The organism is Chryseobacterium phocaeense (genome assembly GCF_900169075.1).
Classification (GTDB): domain Bacteria; phylum Bacteroidota; class Bacteroidia; order Flavobacteriales; family Weeksellaceae; genus Chryseobacterium; species Chryseobacterium phocaeense.
Genome location: NZ_LT827015.1, coordinates 2,031,686 through 2,054,450, shown reverse-complemented (window position 1 = coordinate 2,054,450; position 22,765 = coordinate 2,031,686). Strand labels below are relative to the sequence as shown.

Here is a 22,765-nt window from a genome sequence, read left to right as displayed (position 1 = left end):
ACAATGAGAATATCTATTATCCGTCTGATTTCCATACAGCTTTGGAAACAGTCATTACAGAACAGGGCGGTTATTTTTCTTCTGCTGATCCTCAGTGTCCTATTTGTATTTGCAGCCTATACCGGCTGGAAGGATTATAAAGTACAGGAAGATATCAGGATAAAACACCAGGCAGAGGTACGCCATCAGTGGGAAGAAAAACCGGACAAGCATCCTCACAGAATGGCGCATTACGGCTATCTGATCTTCAGGGCGAGATACCCATTAAGCTTTTTTGACTACGGTCTGGAGCGGTATATGGGGAATTCCGTATTTCTGGAAGCTCATAAACAGAATACCGTTAATTTTTCCGAAGCCGGCTTTTCATCGGGAATGCTGCGTTTTGGGGAAGTAAGTACAGCCATGATCCTTCAGACCCTGATTCCTTTATTCATATTTTTTCTCGGATTCAGCTGTATTTCGGCGGAACGGGAAAATAATACCCTGAAAGTTTTGCTGAGCCAGGGTGTACGATGGAAAGAACTGCTGGCAGGGAAGATCCTGGGACTGTTATACCTCGTAGGAATGGTTTTTATGCCTGTTATGCTTCTGTCAGTCGTGATGTGGCTTTTCCTCACCGGCTTTAAGTTTAATATAACTGAGTTTTTACGTTTATTATTGATTGGTGGGACTTATTTTCTCTATTTCTTTATCGTATGCAGTATCTGCGTACTGGTGTCTGCAGTGAGCAAAACCTCAAGATCTTCTCTGATCAAACTGATAGGGCTGTGGCTTTTGTTTATCGTAATTATTCCGAGAACGGCACAGGCTTTTGGGGCTTACCTTCATCCGGCACCGTCAAAGATAGATTTCGATACAAAAGTAGAAAATGAGCTCGTGAAAACGGGAGACAGCCATGACCCCAATGATATTTACTATAAGGGAATAAAAGATTCCCTGCTGCAGGCTTATAAAGTAGAAACCGTGGAGGAACTGCCTTTTAATTACAGTGGTTATATTATGGCTGAAGGAGAGAAAATCAGCTCCGGGATTTATAACAGACACTGGGCAAGACAGCTTGAGATTTATGATGAGCAGAATAGCGTGAATCATTCACTTTCTTTTATCAACCCTTTCCAGGCGGTGAGAGATCTGTCTATGGCACTTACAGGATCAGATTTTAATTCCTATGTCAGCTATCAGGGGCAGGTGGAAAGTTACAGGTATCAGCTGGCTCAGCTGATGAATAAACTGCAGATGGAAAATATCAGTAATAAAAAGCCAAAGGAAAATGAAAAGCCATACACCATCAGCAGGGACCATTGGAATGAACTTCCTGATTTTAAGTATCAATACCTCAGCCAGACCGCATTGTTTCAGAATGAAGTGGCGTCTGTGCTTTCCCTTTTGGTGTGGGCATTGGGCCTTCTGGTTGTCCTTCATTTTATGTCTAAAAAAATAAAAGTAAGTTAATCGTGTATTTATTATTATTTAAAAACTTTATCCGTTCCCAGTCTGCCTATCTGGGAATGTTGTTCCTGCTGTTGTCGGGACTGGTAAGTATTTTTGTGGGCAGGCAGTTTATAGATCAACAGAAAGCAGATATTGAACATACTTCAGTGTATCAGCAGGAGCATATTCAAAGGTATACAGGCTATATAAAGAATGATCTGGGCCTTTTACTGTATTATCTGAAGTTTGGATTAGTCAATGAAACGGACAACCTGAATGCGCTGTCAATAGGGCAGCGGGACGTGAATCCATCCATCCAGAGTGTTACGATCAGGAACCTGGAAGGGCAGAAATATGATACGGATTTAAAAAATCCTGTCAGTTTGCTTCTGGGAAGCCTGGATCTGGGATTTGTGATTATTTTTCTCTTCCCGCTGGTTATTATATCCTACTGCTACAATCTTCTTTCGGAAGAAAAGGAAGAAAGTACATGGATATTACTCTCCGTGCAGTCTCAAAACCCTTTCCGGGTTCTGTTTAAAAAATTTGCAGTCCGTTTTGTGGTAATCGCCGGAGTTCTTCTGGTTCTGGTTCTTTTGGCTGTTTTTATTTTAAATCTTAAGTTCAATGCAGTGCTGGCGGGTTTTGTCCTGGTTTCGCTTTTTTATATTATGGTATGGTTTGCGCTAAGCTTCTGGGTGGTTTCCTGGAATAAAAACTCCAGGGCTAGTGCGGCCGGACTTCTGTGCTTCTGGATTGTGCTGACGATTATCTTTCCTGCGGTTCTCAATAATTTTATTTTAAGCAAATATCCTTTGCCGGAAGCTTTGGATACTGCTATTGAACAGCGGGAAGCGTATCATGAAAAATGGGATACGGATCAAAAACCGACCCTGGAAAAGTTCTACCAGCATTATCCGCAGTTCAGATCATTTGGCTTTCCGAAAGAAAATTTCAGCTGGCTCTGGTATTACGCCATGCAGCAGATGGGAGATGATGAGTCGAAAAATCAATCGGATCAGCTGAAGGCAAAACTCTGGAAGAGGGAAGAAATGAGCCGAACGCTTTCTTATTTTGTGCCGGGTTTGCATGTACAGCTTCAACTGAATGACCTGACGGGTTCCGGACTGGCGGATCAGCTGAGGTTTATAGAGGCCACCGAAAAGTTCCATGAAAACAAAAGACTTCATTTCTATCCTAAGATTTTTGTAAATGAGCCTACAGGGAATATCAACTGGAAAAACTTTCCGCTGGAATATTATAATGAACGGAGTGCCATCAACTGGTGGGCTGCACTCGGTCCGCTGCTGTTGTTCAGTGTACTTTTTTATTATTTAGGGGTAGTCAATTTCAGAAGGCAGACGGTTTTGTAACATTGGTTTTAAGGTTCAGGAAAATCTGTTTTAAACAGAATTTTGGAATCAGAATAAATATTTTCTTTCTGCAAATGAAATAATATTAGAATAAGTGTTCAAAAGTCCCTTTACACCTAAGAAAAGTGCTTGTTTTTTACCGGAAACATAAAAAATTAAGATCCAAAGGGTGAAAAGCGGAAAAAAATAACATTTTAGTCTAAACTTTTTGGGCTGGAGTTAGGCTGGAATCACCATAAAACCTATATTTGCAGCCTAAATTTTAAAAATAATGAAAGAACTAATTGAAAAAATCAACGCTGAATTCGAAGCGTTCGCAACTGAGGCTAACCAACAAGCAGAAAAAGGAAACAAAGCTGCCGGTACAAGAGCTCGTAAATCAGCTTTGGAACTTAGCAAATTGTTCAAAGAATTCAGAAAAGTTTCTGTAGAAGAAGCTAAAAAATAATTCGTTCCCAAAGCCGGCTCGCAGAGCCGGTTTTTTTATGCCTTATTTCCCCAAAAACCTGATCATCACATCAATTCTTTAAAGACCTCAGCAGATCAGCAAATTTATTTTCTCAGCATACTTTCTTTTAGCGATCCGGTTATATATTTGTATACTTGGTTTTTTTAATCGGTTATACTTATATCATGAAATATTTTTGCCTTTTTGCTTTATTCCTTTTTGGATTTTTTTCCGCCCAAAAACTAAAAGTAGTAGATTCTGAAAGTGGAAAACCCGTTTCCCAGGCACGTATTATTCTTCAGCATCAGATTGTTTATACTAATGAAGATGGCTTTGCTCCGGTAAGCTCTGATGCTTCCGGCTTTGAAATTAAAGCTTCCGGTTATCAGAAAAAGAATGTTTCCGTATTTAATTCAGTGATTAAGCTGGTTCCTTTGTACAGGAATGTGGGTGAGGTTAAAATTGTGAGTGTAGATATTAAGAAGCTCTTTCAGGATGTGCATAAAAATTATCAGAAAAGATACTATAATGGTCCTTCTCTTTATGATGTGGTGTATAAAGAAAAAAAATCGGACAATAACCAGCTTTATTTCCTGGTGATTGCTGAGGCAAAATTATGGAGCAAAAGCAATCATTATAATTACTCAGATGGCCGTCATAAAAATTATGATGAAATTCTCCAGATGCAGCTGAATAATGTAAAATACCTCAGAAATATAAAATCCGATACCATCTTTACAACGGGAAATAATGAATTCTCTCATGAATACATGGGCAATTATTTTTTCAATTTTGAACTGAACCGTACCCTTGGTCATATAAAGGATGGTGATTCAAAGTATTCCGGTAAAATGATCTTTGAAGAAGGAGATGAGCAGCTGATTACCTTCAAAATCAAATCAGGGGTAGGTATTGAAATGAAAGGAGAATTCAGGTATAATAAGACAGACAAAGTAATCACTTATTTTGAAATTCATTATCTCCAGAGCGGTTATCCGCCAATCAGGAGAGAGACAGCAGAAGGAATAGGATATGATTATCAGCTTGGCGATGCTTCCCTTATTTTTGATTTTTACAGGAAAGACGGCATGTATCTGCCTGCCCTGACCAGATTTGAGGCCGATAAGTATTCAGCTTTATATCTTGGAAAAAAACATGAAAGGAAATTCAGCAGGGAAATCATCTATAATACCTTTGAAAAATCAGATGCGCAGGGTCTCAGCCAGAAAATGGATTTCAGTAAAAACATCTGGGAAAACATTCCGACCAAAGAAGATAAAAGCGAAACCATTCTCCTTTCCACCGAAGAACAGACTTTCGTTAATGAGAAATAGATGAGAATGCAAATTAACCCATTTGCTTTTTCGCCATTTTACCCTTTTTGCCTGTTCGCTTTTCCGCCTTTTTGCCCTATCTTTAAGCATTCAATATATGTTATGAAGATAAATAATTTTTTTGTTGTGCCCGCCGTGGTGCTGGCCGCTCAGTTTTCATGGGCACAGGTAAAGGTGGATCCCAAAGAAAAGCTGGATCCGATTGTAAAAAGTTTTGTAGATGAAATCAATAACAATTCCCAGCTGGAAAATATGGCGTATGAGCTTCTGGACAGGATCGGGCCGCGTCTTGTAGGAACCCCTGAAATGCTGGCTGCCAACGAATGGTCTGCAGAGAAACTTCGTTCATGGGGAGTAGAATCCAATCTTCAGCAATTCGGAACATGGAAGGGCTGGCAGCGCGGAATTACCCATGTAGATATGGTGTATCCGCGTGTGAAATCATTGGCTGCAACCCAGCTTGCATGGAGTCCGGCGACGAAAAAGGCAATAGAAGCTGAAGTAATTGTACTGCCGAAAGTTTCTTCGAAAGCTGAGTTTGATGCATGGCTTCCAGCCGCGAAAGGAAAAATTGTGCTGATGGCGCAATATCAGAAAATCGGGCGTTCTGATGAACAGATCAAAGAATTTGCAACCACAGAGCTGTATGAAAAGCTGAAAGCAGAAAAAGAGCAGGCCGGAAAAGACTTCCGCGATTATGTGAAGAACATCGGCTATGATAACAATACCCTTCCGGAAGCTTTAGAAAAAGCAGGAGCAGCTGGAATTGCCATTTCCAACTGGACCGGAATCATGGGTGCGAACAGGATTTTCGGAGCGAAAACTTCAAAGATCCCAATGATAGACATTGATATAGAAGATTACGGCATGCTTTACCGAATGGCTGAAAAAGGAACAAAACCGAAGATCAGGCTGGAAGCACAGTCTAAAATTCTTCCTGATGCGAAGAGTTTTAACACAATCGGAATGATTAAAGGAAAAGAAAAACCTGAGGAATATGTTATTCTTTCTGCTCACCTGGATTCATGGGATGGTGCACAGGGTGCTACGGACAACGGAACGGGAACTCTTACTATGCTTGAAGCGATGAGAATCCTTAAAAAATATTATCCGAATAATAAAAGAACCATTGTGATCGGGCTTTGGGGAAGCGAAGAACAGGGACTGAACGGTTCAAGAGGTTTTGTAGCCGATAATCCACAGATTATGAAAGGAACCCAGGCTGTATTCAATCAGGATAACGGGACCGGACGGGTAGTCAATATCAGTGGACAGGGATTTGCAGACTCGTACAGCTATATCGGGAAATGGCTGAACGGTGTTCCGAAAACAGTGAGAGACCACATCAAAACAGATTTTCCTGGAATGCCGGGCGGCGGCGGTTCGGATCATGCCTCATTTGTAGCGGCAGGAGTTCCGGGGTTTTCTTTAGGGTCCCTGAACTGGGGCTATTTTGGCTATACATGGCATACCACAAAAGATACGTATGATAAAATCGTTTTTGATGAAGTAAAGAATAATGTGGTTCTAACGGCTGCGTTAGCCTATATGGCATCGGAAGACCCTGAATTTACCAGCAGAACAAAAAGGGTAATGCCTCAGGATGACAAAGGCGAAACGGTAAAATGGCCGGAAGCTAAGGAACCGAGAAGAGATTCCAAAGAATATAAATAAAATATCAGTTGTTAGACTTCAGATATGAGGTCAAAGCTGCACAAATTATTGTGCAGCTTTTGTTTTTGACGGGTAAAGAAGGTTTCTTATTTCCTGAATTTTATTTTCCTTAACGATGTAGGTTTTACAGATTTTATTGTTCAGGTTCATACTGAAATTCATCTGAGTAGATTCTTTTTCCCATGTATGGTTTACCGGCGGGATATAATCTGAAAATATTGGATGGAAATTCGCAAGACATAGAAAGTTTCGTTTTAAAGATAATAACAGACCGGGATAATTTCCAAAATCATCAATTACCCTTATTTTAAAAACAGTTTTTCCTAAAGTGGTTCCACGGTACAATTCGCTTACAGTCCCTGAAATAATAACACAGGGAATAGAATAAAGAAAACAGAGGATCACTATTTCTTTAAACAGAAAAAAGAAAATAAGGAAGAAGGGTATTATATCAATCAATTTAGCGAAAAGCCTTTCTCTTTCGCTGCCTTTATAAGTAGTATCATAGGGGAAATCATATTCATAGGAATTATAAATCCTGTACCCGTATTCATCAAATTGGCGGGTTGGTCTGCGAATGATTCTTCTCTCCTTAAGTTCGGATATTCTCACGGATGTTTTTTTGATTTGTATTTTTTCCAATTATTCAAAAATAAAAATAATAGTTCAATAAAACACGTCAGGTTCTGTCGCTTCCGGCGTTTACTTTTGCTTTAATAGAGTTTATGAGGAATTCTGTTATTAACCAAAATTAACCCAAAAAAACAAAATTTTATGATTTACGCAAATGCATTTTTTACACCGGGTAACAGCTATCCGAATGACGACATTGTACAGCTGGTAGATAACTACACTCATCAGGCTGTTACATATAAAAAAGTGGGAACCGCTGTTGAAGATGGTGTGATCTACCGGAAAAAAGATAATGATTTTTACGAAAGACAATGGTCAGGGTATGTCAATATATTGTGGTGGAATATCAGGGAAACCGGAATTTTAGCACCTACCGTTACCCAGCGTATTAATCAGGCCCTAGCGATGGGATATGATACATTTTTTGATGAAATGTCTATTGAGATTGAGGGAACCTTATATCTACAGTGCAACCAAAAAATCCTATCCAATAACTGTAGTATAAAGCAGAAATCAAAAAGCAAGGAAATTTTTAACTGTGAGGGTAAAGAAAATATTTCTATTAAAGGGTTCAGTTTAGAAGGAGAAGGAGATGAGTATGAAGGCGGTGCCAGTTCCAGAAATGTAGGTGTTATGGCTCACCGGTCTAAAAATATTATTATCGAGAAGAATATGTTTAAAGATTTCACTTATTCCGCCGTATCAGGATGGGGAGGTGTAGAGCATTTTATTTTCAGATTCAACAGGGTTAAAAATGGATTATTTACTCATGCCTGGGCAAATATCAATTACAAAAAAGATAATGCTGGTATTGTAGTAGCCGGAAAAAACATCACTATTTTGAAAAACTATTTTGAAAATTCATCACAGGGTATTTATATCGCCGAAAATTCTGATGTTGTGAGTGTTTCAGATAACGACGTTGAAAATACAATTCTTGAGCATGGAATGTACCTTGATTCCGGTATTTCAAATCTTACGGTGATTGGAAACAGAGTACGGAATACGTTGAAAGCAGGGATCAAACTTCAAAATTATGAGTCTTCAGAGGATACTGATGATCATTATGTTAGTAATAATATTGTGATTTCCAGTAATATTATTGAAAATACAGGTGATGGAGGCGATGGGATTTTAATTAATAATACAACATCGCCGGCGGTTCCCCAGCTTTATGCAAAAAATGTGGTTGTTTCCGGAAATGTGATCAGAAATGCTGGTCAGCACGGAATTAATATCAGGTACGTAGATCTTGGAGTTATTTCCAATAATGTGGTTAATAATACTGCTGCCACAGGAATTTATATCTCAGATACAAAAGGGGTAGAAGTCAGCCATAATAATATCAGAACAACACAGGAGAACGGGATTATGATTGAAGCCCATAATTATTTATTATCAGCTAGTTTCAACACCATTGAAAACCCGGCAATGAGAAACTCAGGTCTCACAGATCTGTTAACAGGGATTACTATACGTGGAACGCTAAATAAAGAAATTACTTTAAGAAACAATAAGATGATAGGGAGTGGTAATACTATGGAATACGGAATTTTTGTTGAATTTATAACACCTACGGAAGGAAATCCGGTGAAAAAGACTTTTCAGGAGACTTATGAAATTGTAGGAAATACAGTCCTGAATGCTGTTACTCCATATAGATTTAACAGTGATATAGCTTTAAGGCTACTTAATAACAATTACAAAAATTTATTATCAAGTCCGGGTCAGGAATAGTAAAAGGCTAATAAGTTTTATTTTTAATGATTAAAACTGATGAGGCTGTCTCACTTTTGAGACAGCCTCATCTATATTAAAGTCAATTAATTCCCTATTGAAATAGATTTTCCAATTCTGAAAGCCTTGAAATCGAGGGCTGGTATTTCCGGTCATTCAATGTTCCGAAACCATATTCACAGAAAATAAACGGCAAATGGCTGGCTGTAGCGGAATTATAATCCGTTTGGGTATCCCCGATATACACTGAATTTTCAGAATTTAAGTGATTCCTTTCCATAATCAGCCGGATATTCTCAGATTTCGGTTTTCCGGTCCGCCCGTAAGATTCAAAATCTTTAAACAGGTTTCCAAACTGAGTAAATTCCAAAAATGCTTCAATATAGTCTTCCTGACAATTGCTGACGATAAAAAGAGTATGGCTTTTTGCCAGACTTTTCAAGGTTTCTTCCACACCGTCATAAAGAATACCACCATGGATATGTAAAAGCTGATTCTCATTTCGTACAATTTCAGAAAGAACTTCATGAACCTTCTGATCAGAAATTCCGGGAACAATATCTCTTAAAATATCATCAGCCAGCAAGCCCATATATTGGTTCATATCTTCAGGTTTTAAATCTTTCTGAATCAGTTGATGTTTATTTAAAACCTCGTTCCATATCGTGATGATGGTTGCTCTGGAATCCCAAAGTGTTCCGTCCAGATCGAAAATTAAATTTTTAGCGCTCAAAATGAGTAATGAATTTATCGTATTAATTAATCGTAAGGAAGTTCAAAGTTGTGTTTACAGGATCATGCTTAGCTGCACTCTTTTTCTGGTTTCATCCACATCTGTCACTTTTACACGGACATGCTGATGGAGTTTTACCACTTCATTGACATCGGAAACAAACCCGTCTTTCAGCTGAGAAATATGAACCAGCCCGCTTTCCTTAATCCCAAGATCCACAAAACATCCGAAGGCAGTAATATTATTGACAATTCCGGGCAAAATCATTCCGACTTTTAAGTCTGTGATTTTTTTTACATTCGGATCAAATTCAAAAATTTTGGCTGCTTTTCTCGGATCCAGTCCCGGTTTTTCCAGTTCTTTTACAATATCCTTGATTCCCAGGATTCCAATCTCTTCCGTAGTGTATTTTTCAGGCTGGATCAATGCAATTTTCTCCTTATTGGCGATCAACTCATGGGTTTTAATGCCTAAATCTTTAGCCATTTTCTCTACAATTCCGTAAGCTTCAGGATGAACCGCAGAATTATCCAGAGGATTTTGAGCATTGGTGATCCTAACGAACGCTGCAGCCTGCTGATAAGCCTTTTCTCCAAGCCTCGGAACTTTTTTCAACTGTTTTCTGTCTTCGAAAGGACCGTTTTCAGTTCTATAATTCACAATATTTTCTGCCATTTTTTCACCGATTCCCGAAACATAGCTCAGGAGGGATTTGCTGGCTGTATTTAAATTGATTCCTACAGAATTCACACATTTCATCACGGTAGTATCAAGCTCACTTTTCAGCTGGGTCTGATCTACATCGTGCTGATATTGCCCTACACCGATAGATTTGGCGTCAATTTTTACCAGTTCCGCAAGCGGATCTGCCAGTCTTCTCCCGATAGAAACAGCGCCACGTACCGTCACATCATAGGACGGAAATTCATCCCTTGCAATTTTGCTGGCCGAATACACCGATGCGCCGGCTTCCGAAACCACAAAAACCTGCAAAGGCTTATCGAAAGCAATTTTTTTAATAAAGAACTCAGTTTCACGGCTTGCCGTTCCGTTTCCGATAGAAATCGCTTCAATATTGTAAGCATTCACCATAGACCGGATCTTTTTCATGGCCATTCCGCTTTCATTCTGCGGAGCATGGGGATAAAGGGTTTCATTGTGGAGAAGATCACCTTTTTCATCAATGCAGACCACTTTACAACCGCTTTTATATCCGGGATCTATCGCCAGGATTCTTTTTTCACCCAACGGCGGGGCAAGAAGTAACTGGCTGAGGTTTTCAGAGAAGATCTCAATGGCTTTTTTATCCGCTTTTTCTTTGGCTTCCTGCAAAGCTTCATTCGAAATGGCTGGCTCCAGAAGTCTTTTATAGCTGTCTTTTATCGCTACAGCAATTTGATCCGAACTTTCATTATCGGATTTAATCACCGCTTTTTCTATAAAGTCTATTGCTTCTTCCTTATCAATTCCGATATTTAGTTTTACAAAACCCTCCGATTCAGCTCTGAGCATAGCCAGAAGCCTGTGAGAAGGAGTTCGCGTAAGATTTTCTTCCCATTCAAAGTACTGTGAGAACTTTTGGGCTTCTTCTTCATCTTTTTTGGCCTTTACAGCCTTTGAAGTGATCATGGCTTTACGTTGGAAAAGTCGGCGCAGGTTTTTGCGGACATACATATTTTCATTAATCCATTCTGCCATGATATCTCTGGCTCCCTGAAGCGCTTCTTCCTCATTGGGAACTTCAGCGTTCAGATATTTGGAAGCCAGGAACTGCAAATCACTGCTTTTCTGGCTCATAATAATTTTAGCTAATGGTTCCAGTCCTTTTTCCTTAGCGGCATCAGCTTTTGTTTTTCTGCGTTTTTTGAAGGGCAGATATAAATCTTCAAGCTCAGGAATATCAAAACTTTCTTCAATTCTTTGTTTTAATTCAGGCGCCAGGGCATTCTGTTCTTCAATTGCTTTTAAAATCGCTTCCTTTCTCTTTACGATGTCTTCAAACTGCTTGCTGATCTTTGAAATCTGCTCAATCTGCACTTCATCCAGATTTCCGGTCTTATCCTTTCTGTATCGTGAAATAAAGGGAATGGTGCAGTCTTCTGCTAACAGTTGTAAAGTATTGTTGATGCTCTTCTCGGAAATATTGAGCTGCTGCTGTATAAATGTTACGGTCGTCATTACTTTGTTTTCGGGAAGCTAAAATAATGTTTTGGAATGAGAAAAGGCGAGTCGCCCCGCCTTAAATGTGTATTCTTAATTAATGAAATCAATGAATCGGATTTAATTAACAACCGCAATCGCCATCCCGTCATATTCTTTGGCACCTACAGTTTGCATAATGGTGGCGGTAACTTTTGGATGGTCAGCCAGCAGCTGATTAAACCGCTGTACGCCTTTCACTCTTTCATCAGTTGTGTTTTCATCAAGGACTTTGCCTTCCCGGATCACATTGTCGCAAATAATCATGGTTCCCGGATGTGAAAGCTGTAATGCCAGTTCAAAATATTCAGCATAGGGAGGTTTATCGGCATCAATAAAAATAAAATCAAAAGCTTCTTCACCTTTGGCAATAAGTTCGTTTAATACATCCATCGCCTTGCCAATCCGCAGATCAATTTTATCTGAAAGTCCGGCTTTTGCAATGTTTTCACTGGCAACCTGAGCATGATGAGGATCGAATTCCACAGTAATTACTTTTCCGTCCGCGGGAATAGCCCTTGCCATCCAGATGGTGCTGTATGCTCCTAAAGTACCCAGTTCCAGAACACGCTTAGCTTTACAGGTAAGCAGCATCAGCTGCAGAAATTTGCCCTGAGTGGCTGTTACACTGATCTGAGGCATGGAAGCCTTATCCAGAGACGCTATGGTTTGTTGTAGAATTTCATCTTCAGGTGCAACCAGATTACTGATGTACTGATCTACTTTTTCAAATAACTGCTGATTCATAGGTTTTAATTTTCGTGATTGGAAATAGCTCAGGAGGAGGTTTATATATAGGCGTATTGTCCCGGAGCTTTACTTAGGCTAAAGTTAGTCAATTTTGAAATGAAATTTAAAACCTTATTTCACGTTCATAGATTAATAGTAAGCAGTAAAACCAGATTTTTTTTATTTCTTGATGTATGTTAAGATGATAATTAATATGGTTTTTCTATTTTTGGAATCTTAAAATGAATATTTTAAAACAATTTTCTAAACAAACAAACAATATGAAAAAACTTAGTGTAATCGCATTAGTAGGAATTGGGTTGCTTGCAGCATCATGTAATAAAGAAAAATCAGCAGAAACTACAGCTGCCACTACTGAGCAGACCGTAGCAGAAAGCAAAGGAGAAGTATTAACAGTAGACGCTGCTACTTCTGTAGTAAACTGGAAAGCTTTCCACAAAGGAGGTATGGCTCCACGTTGGGGAACACTTAACGTGAAATCAGGTGATCTTAGCATTGAAGGAGGTCAGCTTACTGCCGGAAACTTTGTAATTGACATGAACTCTATCAAAGTAGATCCTGCTTCTGTAACAGAAAAAGATAAAAAACCTGCAGATCTTGAAGCACACTTAAAAAATCCTGATTTCTTTGATACGGCTAAAAACCCTACATCAGATTTCAAAATTACAAGCGTAGCAGATCTTAAAGAAGCTCCTGCAGATGCGGTAGCCGGAGCGAATAAAACCGTAAGCGGAAACCTTACATTATCAGGAAAGACAATGAACGTTACTTTCCCTGCTAAAGTAGATGTTGCTGAAGGTTCAGCGTCTGTTCAGGCTAAATTTACAGTGAACAGAGCAGACTGGGGGATTAAATTCGGTACTTCAGAAGCAGATCCTGCGGAATGGATGATCAGCAAAGACATCGAAATTGCAGTAGATGTAAAAGCTAAAAAATAATTCGTTAGATACAATTTTCTTAGGGCTGCCTTTTTAGAAAGGCAGCTTTTTTATTTAGACATATCCTCATAAAAGTACTGTAATAATATTTTTATATTTATGAAAACACGGGACCTTCGACACTCGAAGCCACCGTCTAATTCACTACTTTTGCACAGATGATATACATTTTCCTTTTGTTAAACCTTTTCACACTGATAATCTTCGGATGGGATAAAAGACTTGCTGTAAAGCATAAAAGGAGGATTCCGGAAAACACGCTTTTAGGTTTGGCTTTTATGGGCGGAACGGCAGGAGCGGTTCTGGGAATCCTGATTTTCAGACATAAAATTTCAAAACGATCTTTTTTACTGAAACTTACAGGAATTATTTTGGTCCAGGCGGCATGCATTTATTTTTTTCAAAGATATTGGGGAACTTAATTCATAAAATCCAATCATATATTCTTTATCTATGCTAAAAATTGATTGATAAAATATTCAATTTTAAAGCATTAACAGGGCGGAGGACAGAAAATGCTCATTATGAATTTGTTAATTAATTGATATTCTTGCTTATTATTCATTAGAAATCACTATTTTTGCACCCGTAAAAATCATTCATGCAAAACATTAGAAATATTGCGATTATCGCGCACGTTGACCACGGGAAGACGACTTTGGTTGACAAGATTATTCATGCTACAAACATTTTCAGAGAAAATCAGGAAAGTGGAGAATTAATAATGGATAACAATGATCTTGAAAGAGAGAGAGGGATTACGATCTTATCCAAAAATATTTCTGTTACCTATAAAGACACAAAAATTAACGTAATTGATACACCTGGTCACGCCGATTTCGGTGGGGAAGTAGAAAGAGTTCTGAAAATGGCGGATGGGGTAATTTTGTTGGTAGATGCCTTTGAAGGGCCGATGCCTCAGACAAGATTCGTACTTCAGAAAGCTTTGGAGCTGGGATTGAGACCATTGGTGGTAATCAATAAAGTAGATAAGCCAAACTGTCGTCCGGACGAAGTTCACGATCAGGTATTTGATTTATTCTTCAACCTTGATGCGACTGAAGAGCAGCTGGATTTCCCAACGTTCTACGGATCTTCAAAACAAGGTTGGTTCAACACTTCATTAGAGCAGACTGAAGATATTTTACCGTTATTGGATGGTATTTTACAGTATGTTCCTGCACCGAAAGTATCAGAAGGAACCCTTCAGATGCAGATCACTTCTCTTGATTATTCTTCATTCTTGGGAAGAATTGCCATCGGGAAAGTGACAAGAGGGGAGATCAAAGAATCCCAGTGGATTGGTCTTGCTCAGGCAGACGGTAAAATTGTAAAAGGAAAAGTAAAGGAATTATACGTTTTCGAAGGTTTAGGAAAGAAAAAAGTAACCGAAGTACAGGCAGGTGATATCTGTGCTGTAGTAGGTTTCGATGCTTTCCAGATCGGGGATTCTTTCGTGGATCTTGAAAACCCTGAGCCGTTGGAAAGAACAGCAATTGATGAGCCTACACTGAACATGACGTTCTCTATCAACAATTCACCTTTCTTCGGAAAAGACGGTAAATATGTTACCTCAAACCACCTGAAAGAAAGATTGTACAAAGAGTTAGAGAAAAACCTGGCACTTAGAGTTCAGCAAACTGATGATGCCAATACATTCCTTGTTTTCGGTAGAGGTATTCTTCACTTATCGGTTTTAATCGAAACGATGAGAAGAGAAGGATATGAAATGACGATTGGTCAGCCGCAGGTTATCCTTAGAGAAATCGACGGAGAAAAATGTGAGCCTTACGAATCTTTGGTAGTTGACGTTCCTGAAGAATATGCTTCAAGAGTAATCGACCTGGCTACTCAGAGAAAAGGAGATCTTCACATTATGGAAACCAAAGGGGAAATGCAGCATATGGAATTCGAAATTCCTTCAAGAGGTTTGATCGGATTACGTTCCCAGATGTTGACAGCTACTGCAGGTGAAGCTATTATGGCACACCGTTTCACAGAATACAAGCCTTTCAAAGGGGCGATTCCTGGAAGAAATAACGGGGTATTGATCAGCAAAACTCAAGGTCCGGCAACTGAATATTCTATTGCTAAACTGCAGGACAGAGGTAAGTTCTTCGTAGATCCGGGTGAGGAAATCTATGCAGGGATGATCATCGGTGAACAAAACAAGCCTGGTGACCTGGTAGTAAACATCGTGGAAGCAAAACAGCTGAACAACATGAGAGCTTCCGGAAAAGATAAAGATACCGGTGTTGCTCCGAAAATCTTATTCTCTCTTGAAGAATGTATGGAATATATTCAGGGTGATGAAGCGATTGAGGTAACTCCGAACTTCATCCGTATGAGAAAGAAACTACTTTCAGAAGAAGAAAGAAAAAGAGTGGAAAGATCAGCGAAAGCTTAATCAATTCCTATCAATATAATAAAGCCCCGAATTTTTCGGGGTTTTTTTATGAGACTATGCCTTTAATTGTTTATTTTGGCATAATAATCTCTTAGAAAGAATAAATTTAAAGCAGTTTGCAGACGATGAAAATGAATATTATAAAACTGACCGTTTTAGCCGGAGTTTTTACACTATATACAGGTTGCTCCGTACAGAACAATACGGTAAAAGCAACTCCAACAAAAACTACTACACCTAAACCCAGCGGCACAAAGCCCATACCTAAACAGCAGGTATCCGTAGCTAATCCGGTGACGGGAACGCCCGCTGCAGACGATACATTCAGAACAACACTTCCGGAAATTAAACGCGAATTCCGTGGCGCATGGATTGCCAGTGTTGCCAACATCAACTGGCCTTCAAGGAATAATCTGACCGTTGACCAGCAGAAAGCAGAAGCCATCAGTATGCTTGACATGCTTAAAGAAAATAATTTCAATGCTGCGATATTCCAGATCAGACCTTCGGCAGATGCCTTGTATACAAGTAGCATAGAGCCCTGGTCGTTCTTTCTGACCGGACAGACCGGAGCTGCTCCTTACCCGAACTATGACCCGCTTCAGTTTTGGATTGAAGAAGCCCATAAAAGAGGAATAGAGCTTCATGTTTGGTTAAATCCTTACCGTGCCCATCATTCCAATGGAGGCGCTGTAAACAGTATGTCGATGGCCAGCAGGCTCTCCGATATTGTCATAAGGCTGAAGAACGGGATGTACTGGTTTGATCCGGCAAACAGGAGAACACAGGATCATGTTTCCAATGTGGTCAAAGATATTGTAAAGAGATATGATATAGATGCCGTGCATTTCGATGATTACTTCTATCCGTATGCAACCTACAACAGGGGCGCAGATTTCCCTGATAATGCAAGCTGGAACGAGTATCTGAGAAGCGGCGGTACCTTATCCAGAGCAGACTGGCGAAGAGATAATGTGAATAGGTTTGTGGAAAGGATCTACAAGGAAATTCATGCAGAAAAAAATTACGTAAGATTCGGGATAAGTCCTTTCGGAATCTGGAAGCCGGGTTATCCTGCCGGGATTGTAGGGTCTTCACAGTATGACGAATTATATGCCGATGCCAAATTATGGCTGAATAAAGGCTGGGTAGATTATTTCTCACCACAGCTCTACTGGCCCATAGATTCAAAAGGGCAGGGCTTTGAAGCTCTGTTAAACTGGTGGAAATCTGAAAATACTATGAACCGCCATCTATGGCCGGGACTGAATACCGTTGAGATCAAAGTATCAGACCGTCCTTCCGAAATCAGAAACCAGATCGAAATTTCCAGACAGGTTTTAAAGAATGATGCCGGAGAGATTCATTGGAGTATTGCTGGGCTTACAAAAAACCCGGGGATGCTTCCTGTCCTGAAAAACGGACCATACAAAGAAAAAGCACTGGTCCCGAAAACTCCATGGATAAAAGCTGTTCCGCTACAGACGCCTACGATTTATGTTGCAGATAACGGAAGCTCGGTACAGGTAAGTTGGAGTATTAAAAATGCTTCTGAAGTTTTCCAGTGGGTACTTTTCACCCAATACAACGGAGTCTGGGAAACCGAAATTTTAACAGTGGATACCCTTACGAAAGAAATCCCAAAAACCAAAGACGGGAAAAAATTAAATGCAGCCGCTATAAAAGCTGTTGACCGATTAGGAAATGAGAGTGATTATATGGCGAAGAAGATAAAATAGATGGTACAATGCAGACGGGCAAAAAACGAAAATGCAAAAAGCAAATTTGATTATTGGCGGCTTAATAATTGGCGATTATCAGAATATAAATAACGGAACCGGTTCAGAAATGAGCTGGTTCTTATTTTAGAATAACTATAAATAATATCTGTAAAATGCTTTATTTCATAGTTTTATTGTTTTAACTTAAAGTTAAATTTGGAAAGGACAATTTGCATCGGAACCATTTTTGTATCTGTATTATTATCACAAAAATATAGCATTATGAATACCAACAGACTTTCCCCAACAATGGAAAAAGCATTGAGCGATCAGATGAACAAAGAAATTCACGCCTCACACGTCTTCCTGTCCTATGGAATATGGGCGGATGATAAAGGATACCAGGGAATTGCCAACTTTTTATACAGGCACGCGCAGGAAGAGAGAAACCATTCCATTAAATTCATGGAATATGTTCTTAACAGAGGTGGAAAACCAAAAGTAGATGCTATCCCGGCACCTCCGGCTGATCCGGATTCTTTGACCGCCTGTTTCGACGGAGTTTTTAAACATGAAGTGGATAATACTACAGCCATCTACAGAATCGTAGATCTGGCTTTAGAAGAGAAAGACTGGGCAACATGGAATTTTATGCAGTGGTTTGTTCAGGAGCAGATAGAAGAAGAAACCCTGGCGTCCAACCTGATCGATAAACTGAAAATTGCAGGAGGAGACAGAGCCACCGATGAATCTTTATTTACTTTAGATAAAACATTACAGGAAGCACCAAACGATGTTCCGCTGGCCCAGGACGCTACCGGAGATAACCCATAAAACCGATTGTTGAATTAAAATTATTAAAAATCTGTCAGAAGCCTGGCAGATTTTTTTATTATGAATCTCCCTCAAAATTCCCTATCTTTGCACGCTGAAAGTTCAAGATTCAACAAATCGGGTGAAAAGCCTTATAATTTTAAGCATTGAACTTTAGACTTTAAACCTTTAAACTTTGAATTTTACAATATGAAATGTGGAATCGTAGGCCTTCCGAATGTAGGTAAATCAACGCTCTTTAATTGCCTGAGCAATGCTAAAGCCCAGTCAGCAAACTATCCTTTCTGTACCATAGAGCCGAACTTAGGAACGGTATCCGTGCCGGATCAGCGACTGTTTGAGCTGGAAAAATTAGTAAACCCTGAGAGAGTACTACCCGCGGTTGTTGAAATCGTAGATATTGCAGGTCTTGTAAAAGGCGCCAGCAAAGGGGAAGGACTGGGAAATCAGTTTCTGGCCAATATCCGTGAGTGTGAAGCTATTATCCATGTTTTAAGATGTTTCGATAATGGAAATATTATCCACGTAGAAGGTTCTGTAGATCCGCTTAGAGATAAGGAAATTATTGACATAGAGCTTCAGCTGAAAGACCTTGAAACCGTAGGAAAAGCAGTTGAGAAAGCTAAAAAGTTCATTAAATCCGGAAAGAAAGATGATATCCTGGTATACGAAACCCTTCAAAGCCTGGAGAAATTTATTGAGGACGGAAAAAATGCAAGAGAATTTCCTGTAAACGATCTTACAAAAGCAATCATCGACGATATTCAGCTTTTAACGAAAAAGCCTGTACTTTATGTTTGTAATGTAGACGAAAATTCCATCAAAAACGGAAACGAATGGGTAGGAAAGATAGAAGCAATGGCTAAAAATGAAGGAGCAGAGATTGTAGTTCTTGCCGCACAGATTGAGGCTGATATCAATGAGCTTGAAACGTACGAAGAGAGAGAAATATTCCTTGAAGAGCTTGGCCTTGAAGAGCCGGGAGTAAACCGTTTGATCAGAAAAGCCTACGACCTTCTGAAACTTCAGACGTATTTTACTGCAGGAGTGAAGGAAGTAAGAGCATGGACGATAGGACAGGGATGGACGGCACCACAGGCAGCAGGAGTAATTCACACAGACTTCGAAAAAGGTTTCATCCGTGCAGAAGTAATCAAGTACAACGATTATATCAGCTACGGGTCTGAAGTAAAAGTAAAAGAAGCCGGAAAACTTTCTGTAGAAGGTAAAGAATACATTGTTCAGGATGGAGACATCATGCACTTCAGATTCAACGTATAAGAAAATATTAAAGTTAGTTATTATAGAAAAACGCTCCAGGGTTTATCTCTGGAGCGTTTTTTGCAATTGTTCTGCAAATTTAACCGATGAAATACGTCTATCTTTTAATATCTGTACTATTCATTTCCTGCTCGGAGAGTATTGAAAAGAAATGTTTTATTGATGATAAAGATGATATATTTAAAGGCTATGTGGAAAAAGAAACATATACTGTAAAACAGATTCTTGATGATCAGCCGGATTATCTGGAAATCGTTAATCTCAAAAGATACAGAACTTTTAAAAAAGATAGTACTGAAGCACGCTTATTTGGATATTCTCTTGAAGAAGCTGAAAAGAAATGGAAAGCCGATCAGGAAGAATTTGAGATTTTCAGGGCAAAGTTTTCAGATCAGTTTGAATATTCTCACAAACAGCTTTTAAATAATGTGTGGTATGCCCTGGGAAGCAATAGTCTGGGGTATTGGTTGTTGAAAATTGAAAAAGGTCAGGCAGATGCCTATTTTCTTGGAATCAGTTTTAGCCATTATTATATTAACAAAGTCCAGGAGAATCCTATTGTAAAGGATGGTTTTTTTCAGGCTGAAGGAAGTCTGGTAAAAATTATAAAAGTACCGGGACTTCCGGGATATGATGATTATTCAGCTATGGAAGACGGTAAGCTTTTTAAAATTAAATTGAAAGATTTAATGATAGACTCTGATAATGATGGATATAACGATATATTTGAGAACAGTTTGGGTCTGAATGCCCGTAGTAACGATACAGATGGAGATGGAATAAATGATTTTGATGATATGAATCCTATGTTCAAATCTGAGAAGAACAAGTTTAGTCAATTATACGAAATGCTGTTGCCTGATTATGGTGCATTGAATTTTAAAAAGCTTCATTATTCTTTTGCTGTTTATGAAAGTGATTGTGATTATTTTCACCAGATCAATCCCGGATTGAGAGTATTATTTATTCCTGAAAAAGAAAGCAAGCAGGGGTATTATGTTCGAATGACGGATGTAGTCGGAGGAAGTATTTCAAAAATCAAAAGAGATAAGAAGGATCCCGATAAATTCTACATTTACACATCGGGGAATAGCTTTACGAATGATTATTCCGCTGAATTTAAGAACGGTAAATGGATTCTTGAAATAACAGGAGGAACTGTTGTTTAAAACTACTGTTCAGAATTGAGCAATATATTTAATGGAGATAGCAGAAAAGGGATCATAACAGAAAAACCGCCTCAGGAGGCGGTTTTTATAAGGTATTTCTAAGTTTATATAACTTCGATAGGATCTATAATGATAATACGGCACTTTGCTTCAGCACAGCCATTACCATACTTTCTGCACTCTCCGGTAGCCGGATCAATGCACTGCTCCTTACCACCTGTAATAGATCTTAATTCTCTTTTGTTCAATTTTTTCCCCTTGTCTAAGTGTAAGTTTTTCATGGTTCTTTGGTTTTAGTTGATGTTGAATTTAAAAATTAAAGTTGAGGTCTGCATTCTTTCTGTGCACAAACCTTTGAAATAATTGTACATCCAAAAGGATCAGAAGATGGTTCGCATGGCGGGTTCTGGCAAAGTACCGGCTCCATACAGTTCAGGAGACCTCCTGCGATAGTTTTTAATTGTTTTTTGCTTAGCTTTTTTCCTCCTTGTAAAAACAGGTTTTTCATTATTTTGATTTTTAGTAGGTTAGTTGGAAACGAATATATGGAAAATATCCACATATTTCACCTGTTGAAGAAAAAAAACTATATTTTATGTTTTCTAATTAATAAAAGCAAAAAGCCTACTTCAATCAAAGTATTGTATTCTGTATGAAAAGCAACACTCTGCTTAAAAATCTTTAGATTTTCTCTTAACTATTCTTATCGTCTTAAATCATCTTAATGTTTAAAAAGTTAATCCTGCAAATCTGCAGGATAAGGATGTCACCACCTAAACTTTTGCAGCACATAAAAAAACCGTTCACTATCGAACGGTTTATGTATTTCCTATAAAGGATCAATAATTGGCCTGCATTGCAGCTGTGCGCAGCCCATTGATATTTTTCTGCAGCCTCCGGTCATTGGATCAATGCAGTCCATTAATCCCCCAGTAATGCTTCTCAACTGTTTTTTGTTCAGTTTTTTTCCTTTTGGTACATCTTGATTTTTCATTGTTTTGATTTTTAGTGAGTTAGTTGAAAACTAAGTTAATAAAAATCTTCAAATGTATATCACCTGATGAAGAAAAAAGTAAAATATTTTTTAATTTTAAAATCCTGCTAACTTTGTATATTTGAATTTTACAAATCATCGGTTATGGAAAAGATTGCTCATGCCTCCCTGGAAGATTTTTATAAAGAGATGGCTGCCAAGCTGGGAAAAGACCTTGAAAGTATTTTTCCGAAAGGGCTTCACAAAGATATCGGGCACTTTAATGTATTCGATATCCGGCAGACGATAGAACGGGCGAAAACCACCTCAGAAATGCCCTATAACCGCAGGAAATACTATAAAATCAGCCTGATCAGGGGTAAAAACAGGGCTGAGTATGCAGATAAAATTATAGCGATCAAAAAAAATGCATTGTTGTTTGCAACGCCAAAAGTTCCTTATCATTGGGTTCCTGAGGACCCCGCACAGTCAGGAAGTTTCTGTGTCTTTACCGAAGATTTTTTCATTAAGGCACAATCGAGGTTTTCCCTGGAAGATCTGCCGATATTTCAGCCCGGAAATATTCCTTTATTTGAGATTGAAGATGAGCTGGCAGATGAAATAGAAACCCTGTTTACTAAAATAAAGCAGGAAATAGCCTCCGATTATGTTTTTAAATATGACCTGATCAGAAACTATGTGCTGGAGCTGATCCACTATGGACAAAAACTCCAGCCTGCCGCAACATTATCTGCTTCCAGCAACGCTTCATTAAGGGTGGTTTCATTATTTATAGAGCTTTTGGAAAGACAGTTTCCCATCGAATCTTCCGAACAGAGGCTTCAGCTAAAAACCGCAAAAGATTATGCCGACAGGCTGGCGGTTCATGTGAATTATTTAAATAAAAAACTCAAAGAAAACACTGGGAAGACGACAACGGAATTCATCGCGGACCGGCTGGTTCAGGAAGCAAAAATCCTGCTGAGACAAACCAAATGGAATGTTTCCGAGATCTCCTATGCGCTCGGTTTTGAAGAAATCGCCCATTTTTCCAACTTTTTTAAAAGGAAAACATCAGTCACCCCAATGGAATTCCGGTCGTGATTTGATTTTTGCAAATTTCAGATTGA

General features: G+C 38.9%; 21 protein-coding genes. 14 read left to right on the top strand and 7 right to left on the bottom strand.

Translation table 11 applies throughout. From position 1 onward, the window contains the following. Nucleotides 1-3 precede the first annotated feature (3 nt). The 5 genes from B7E04_RS16130 (at nucleotide 4) to B7E04_RS16110 (ending at nucleotide 6,260) form a co-directional block, all read left to right on the top strand. Entirely contained in the window at nucleotides 4-1,452 is a 1,449-nt protein-coding gene (locus tag B7E04_RS16130; protein ID WP_080779537.1) for an ABC transporter permease subunit, read from the top strand. A 2-nt stretch (nucleotides 1,453-1,454) separates the two neighbouring features. Beyond that, nucleotides 1,455-2,804, top strand: a complete 1,350-nt coding sequence (locus B7E04_RS16125) for a DUF3526 domain-containing protein (protein WP_080779536.1) — start codon at nucleotides 1,455-1,457, stop codon at nucleotides 2,802-2,804. A gap of 271 nt (nucleotides 2,805-3,075) precedes the next feature. Continuing rightward, entirely contained in the window at nucleotides 3,076-3,252 is a 177-nt protein-coding gene (locus B7E04_RS16120; RefSeq protein WP_040994607.1) for a histone H1, read from the top strand. Nucleotides 3,253-3,437: 185 nt separating this feature from the next. Beyond that, nucleotides 3,438-4,586 carry a hypothetical protein gene (locus tag B7E04_RS16115; RefSeq protein WP_080779535.1) on the top strand — a complete coding sequence of 383 codons (1,149 nt, stop codon included), beginning with the start codon at nucleotides 3,438-3,440 and terminating at the stop codon, nucleotides 4,584-4,586. A gap of 102 nt (nucleotides 4,587-4,688) precedes the next feature. Then, nucleotides 4,689-6,260, top strand: coding sequence for a M20/M25/M40 family metallo-hydrolase (locus B7E04_RS16110; RefSeq protein WP_080779534.1), 1,572 nt, complete (start codon nucleotides 4,689-4,691; stop codon nucleotides 6,258-6,260). 45 nt (nucleotides 6,261-6,305) lie between these two features. On the opposite strand, the gene B7E04_RS16105 is transcribed toward B7E04_RS16110, so the two are convergent. Beyond that, complete coding sequence (locus tag B7E04_RS16105) at nucleotides 6,306-6,872, bottom strand: RDD family protein (RefSeq protein WP_165439458.1); 567 nt, start codon at nucleotides 6,870-6,872, stop codon at nucleotides 6,306-6,308. Nucleotides 6,873-7,034: 162 nt separating this feature from the next. On the opposite strand from B7E04_RS16105, the gene B7E04_RS16100 reads away from it, so the two are divergent. Then, nucleotides 7,035-8,630, top strand: coding sequence for a right-handed parallel beta-helix repeat-containing protein (locus B7E04_RS16100; protein WP_080779532.1), 1,596 nt, complete (start codon nucleotides 7,035-7,037; stop codon nucleotides 8,628-8,630). A 94-nt stretch (nucleotides 8,631-8,724) separates the two neighbouring features. Here B7E04_RS16100 and B7E04_RS16095 read toward each other — a convergent pair whose 3' ends face one another. The 3 genes from B7E04_RS16095 to B7E04_RS16085 all read right to left on the bottom strand — a co-directional run bounded on the left by B7E04_RS16095 (nucleotide 8,725) and on the right by B7E04_RS16085 (nucleotide 12,309). After that, a complete protein-coding gene (locus tag B7E04_RS16095) occupies nucleotides 8,725-9,363 on the bottom strand; it encodes an HAD family hydrolase (RefSeq protein ID WP_165439457.1) in 639 nt (212 codons plus the stop codon). Nucleotides 9,364-9,417: 54 nt separating this feature from the next. Beyond that, complete coding sequence (locus B7E04_RS16090; RefSeq protein ID WP_080779530.1) at nucleotides 9,418-11,541, bottom strand: Tex family protein; 2,124 nt, start codon at nucleotides 11,539-11,541, stop codon at nucleotides 9,418-9,420. Between the two features lie 102 nt (nucleotides 11,542-11,643). Further along, on the bottom strand, nucleotides 11,644-12,309 hold the full coding sequence (locus B7E04_RS16085; protein ID WP_080779529.1) for an O-methyltransferase: 666 nt from the start codon (nucleotides 12,307-12,309) through the stop codon (nucleotides 11,644-11,646). Between the two features lie 263 nt (nucleotides 12,310-12,572). On the opposite strand from B7E04_RS16085, the gene B7E04_RS16080 reads away from it, so the two are divergent. From B7E04_RS16080 to B7E04_RS16050, 7 genes are all read left to right on the top strand, one after another. Then, nucleotides 12,573-13,250, top strand: coding sequence for a YceI family protein (locus tag B7E04_RS16080; protein ID WP_080780721.1), 678 nt, complete (start codon nucleotides 12,573-12,575; stop codon nucleotides 13,248-13,250). Nucleotides 13,251-13,408: 158 nt separating this feature from the next. Beyond that, the gene (locus B7E04_RS16075; RefSeq protein WP_080779528.1) at nucleotides 13,409-13,672 is read left to right on the top strand and encodes a DUF1294 domain-containing protein; all 264 of its coding nucleotides are present in this window, start codon (nucleotides 13,409-13,411) and stop codon (nucleotides 13,670-13,672) included. Nucleotides 13,673-13,851: 179 nt separating this feature from the next. Next, on the top strand, nucleotides 13,852-15,657 hold the full coding sequence (gene typA, locus B7E04_RS16070) for a translational GTPase TypA (protein WP_062647616.1): 1,806 nt from the start codon (nucleotides 13,852-13,854) through the stop codon (nucleotides 15,655-15,657). Between the two features lie 125 nt (nucleotides 15,658-15,782). After that, nucleotides 15,783-17,396: a glycoside hydrolase family 10-like protein gene (locus B7E04_RS16065; RefSeq protein ID WP_080779527.1), complete on the top strand. Its 1,614-nt coding sequence runs from the start codon at nucleotides 15,783-15,785 to the stop codon at nucleotides 17,394-17,396. Nucleotides 17,397-17,660: 264 nt separating this feature from the next. Continuing rightward, the gene (locus B7E04_RS16060; RefSeq protein WP_080779526.1) at nucleotides 17,661-18,212 is read left to right on the top strand and encodes a ferritin; all 552 of its coding nucleotides are present in this window, start codon (nucleotides 17,661-17,663) and stop codon (nucleotides 18,210-18,212) included. Between the two features lie 189 nt (nucleotides 18,213-18,401). Beyond that, nucleotides 18,402-19,493: a redox-regulated ATPase YchF gene (gene ychF / locus B7E04_RS16055; RefSeq protein WP_080779525.1), complete on the top strand. Its 1,092-nt coding sequence runs from the start codon at nucleotides 18,402-18,404 to the stop codon at nucleotides 19,491-19,493. An 86-nt stretch (nucleotides 19,494-19,579) separates the two neighbouring features. Continuing rightward, a complete protein-coding gene (locus B7E04_RS16050; protein ID WP_080779524.1) occupies nucleotides 19,580-20,662 on the top strand; it encodes a hypothetical protein in 1,083 nt (360 codons plus the stop codon). 104 nt (nucleotides 20,663-20,766) lie between these two features. Here the strand turns inward: B7E04_RS16050 and B7E04_RS22205 are convergent, their stop codons facing one another. From B7E04_RS22205 to B7E04_RS21985, 3 genes are all read right to left on the bottom strand, one after another. Further along, nucleotides 20,767-20,943, bottom strand: coding sequence for a hypothetical protein (locus B7E04_RS22205; RefSeq protein ID WP_165439456.1), 177 nt, complete (start codon nucleotides 20,941-20,943; stop codon nucleotides 20,767-20,769). Nucleotides 20,944-20,978: 35 nt separating this feature from the next. Continuing rightward, nucleotides 20,979-21,170, bottom strand: a complete 192-nt coding sequence (locus B7E04_RS16045) for a hypothetical protein (protein ID WP_139785419.1) — start codon at nucleotides 21,168-21,170, stop codon at nucleotides 20,979-20,981. Nucleotides 21,171-21,491: 321 nt separating this feature from the next. Further along, nucleotides 21,492-21,656 (bottom strand): bacteriocin, encoded by a 165-nt coding sequence (locus tag B7E04_RS21985; protein WP_139785418.1) that lies wholly within the window; start codon nucleotides 21,654-21,656, stop codon nucleotides 21,492-21,494. Between the two features lie 144 nt (nucleotides 21,657-21,800). Here B7E04_RS21985 and B7E04_RS16040 point away from each other — a divergent pair, with 144 nt between their 5' ends. Continuing rightward, nucleotides 21,801-22,739 (top strand): helix-turn-helix domain-containing protein, encoded by a 939-nt coding sequence (locus B7E04_RS16040; protein WP_080779522.1) that lies wholly within the window; start codon nucleotides 21,801-21,803, stop codon nucleotides 22,737-22,739. The last annotated feature ends 26 nt before the right edge of the window (nucleotides 22,740-22,765 follow it).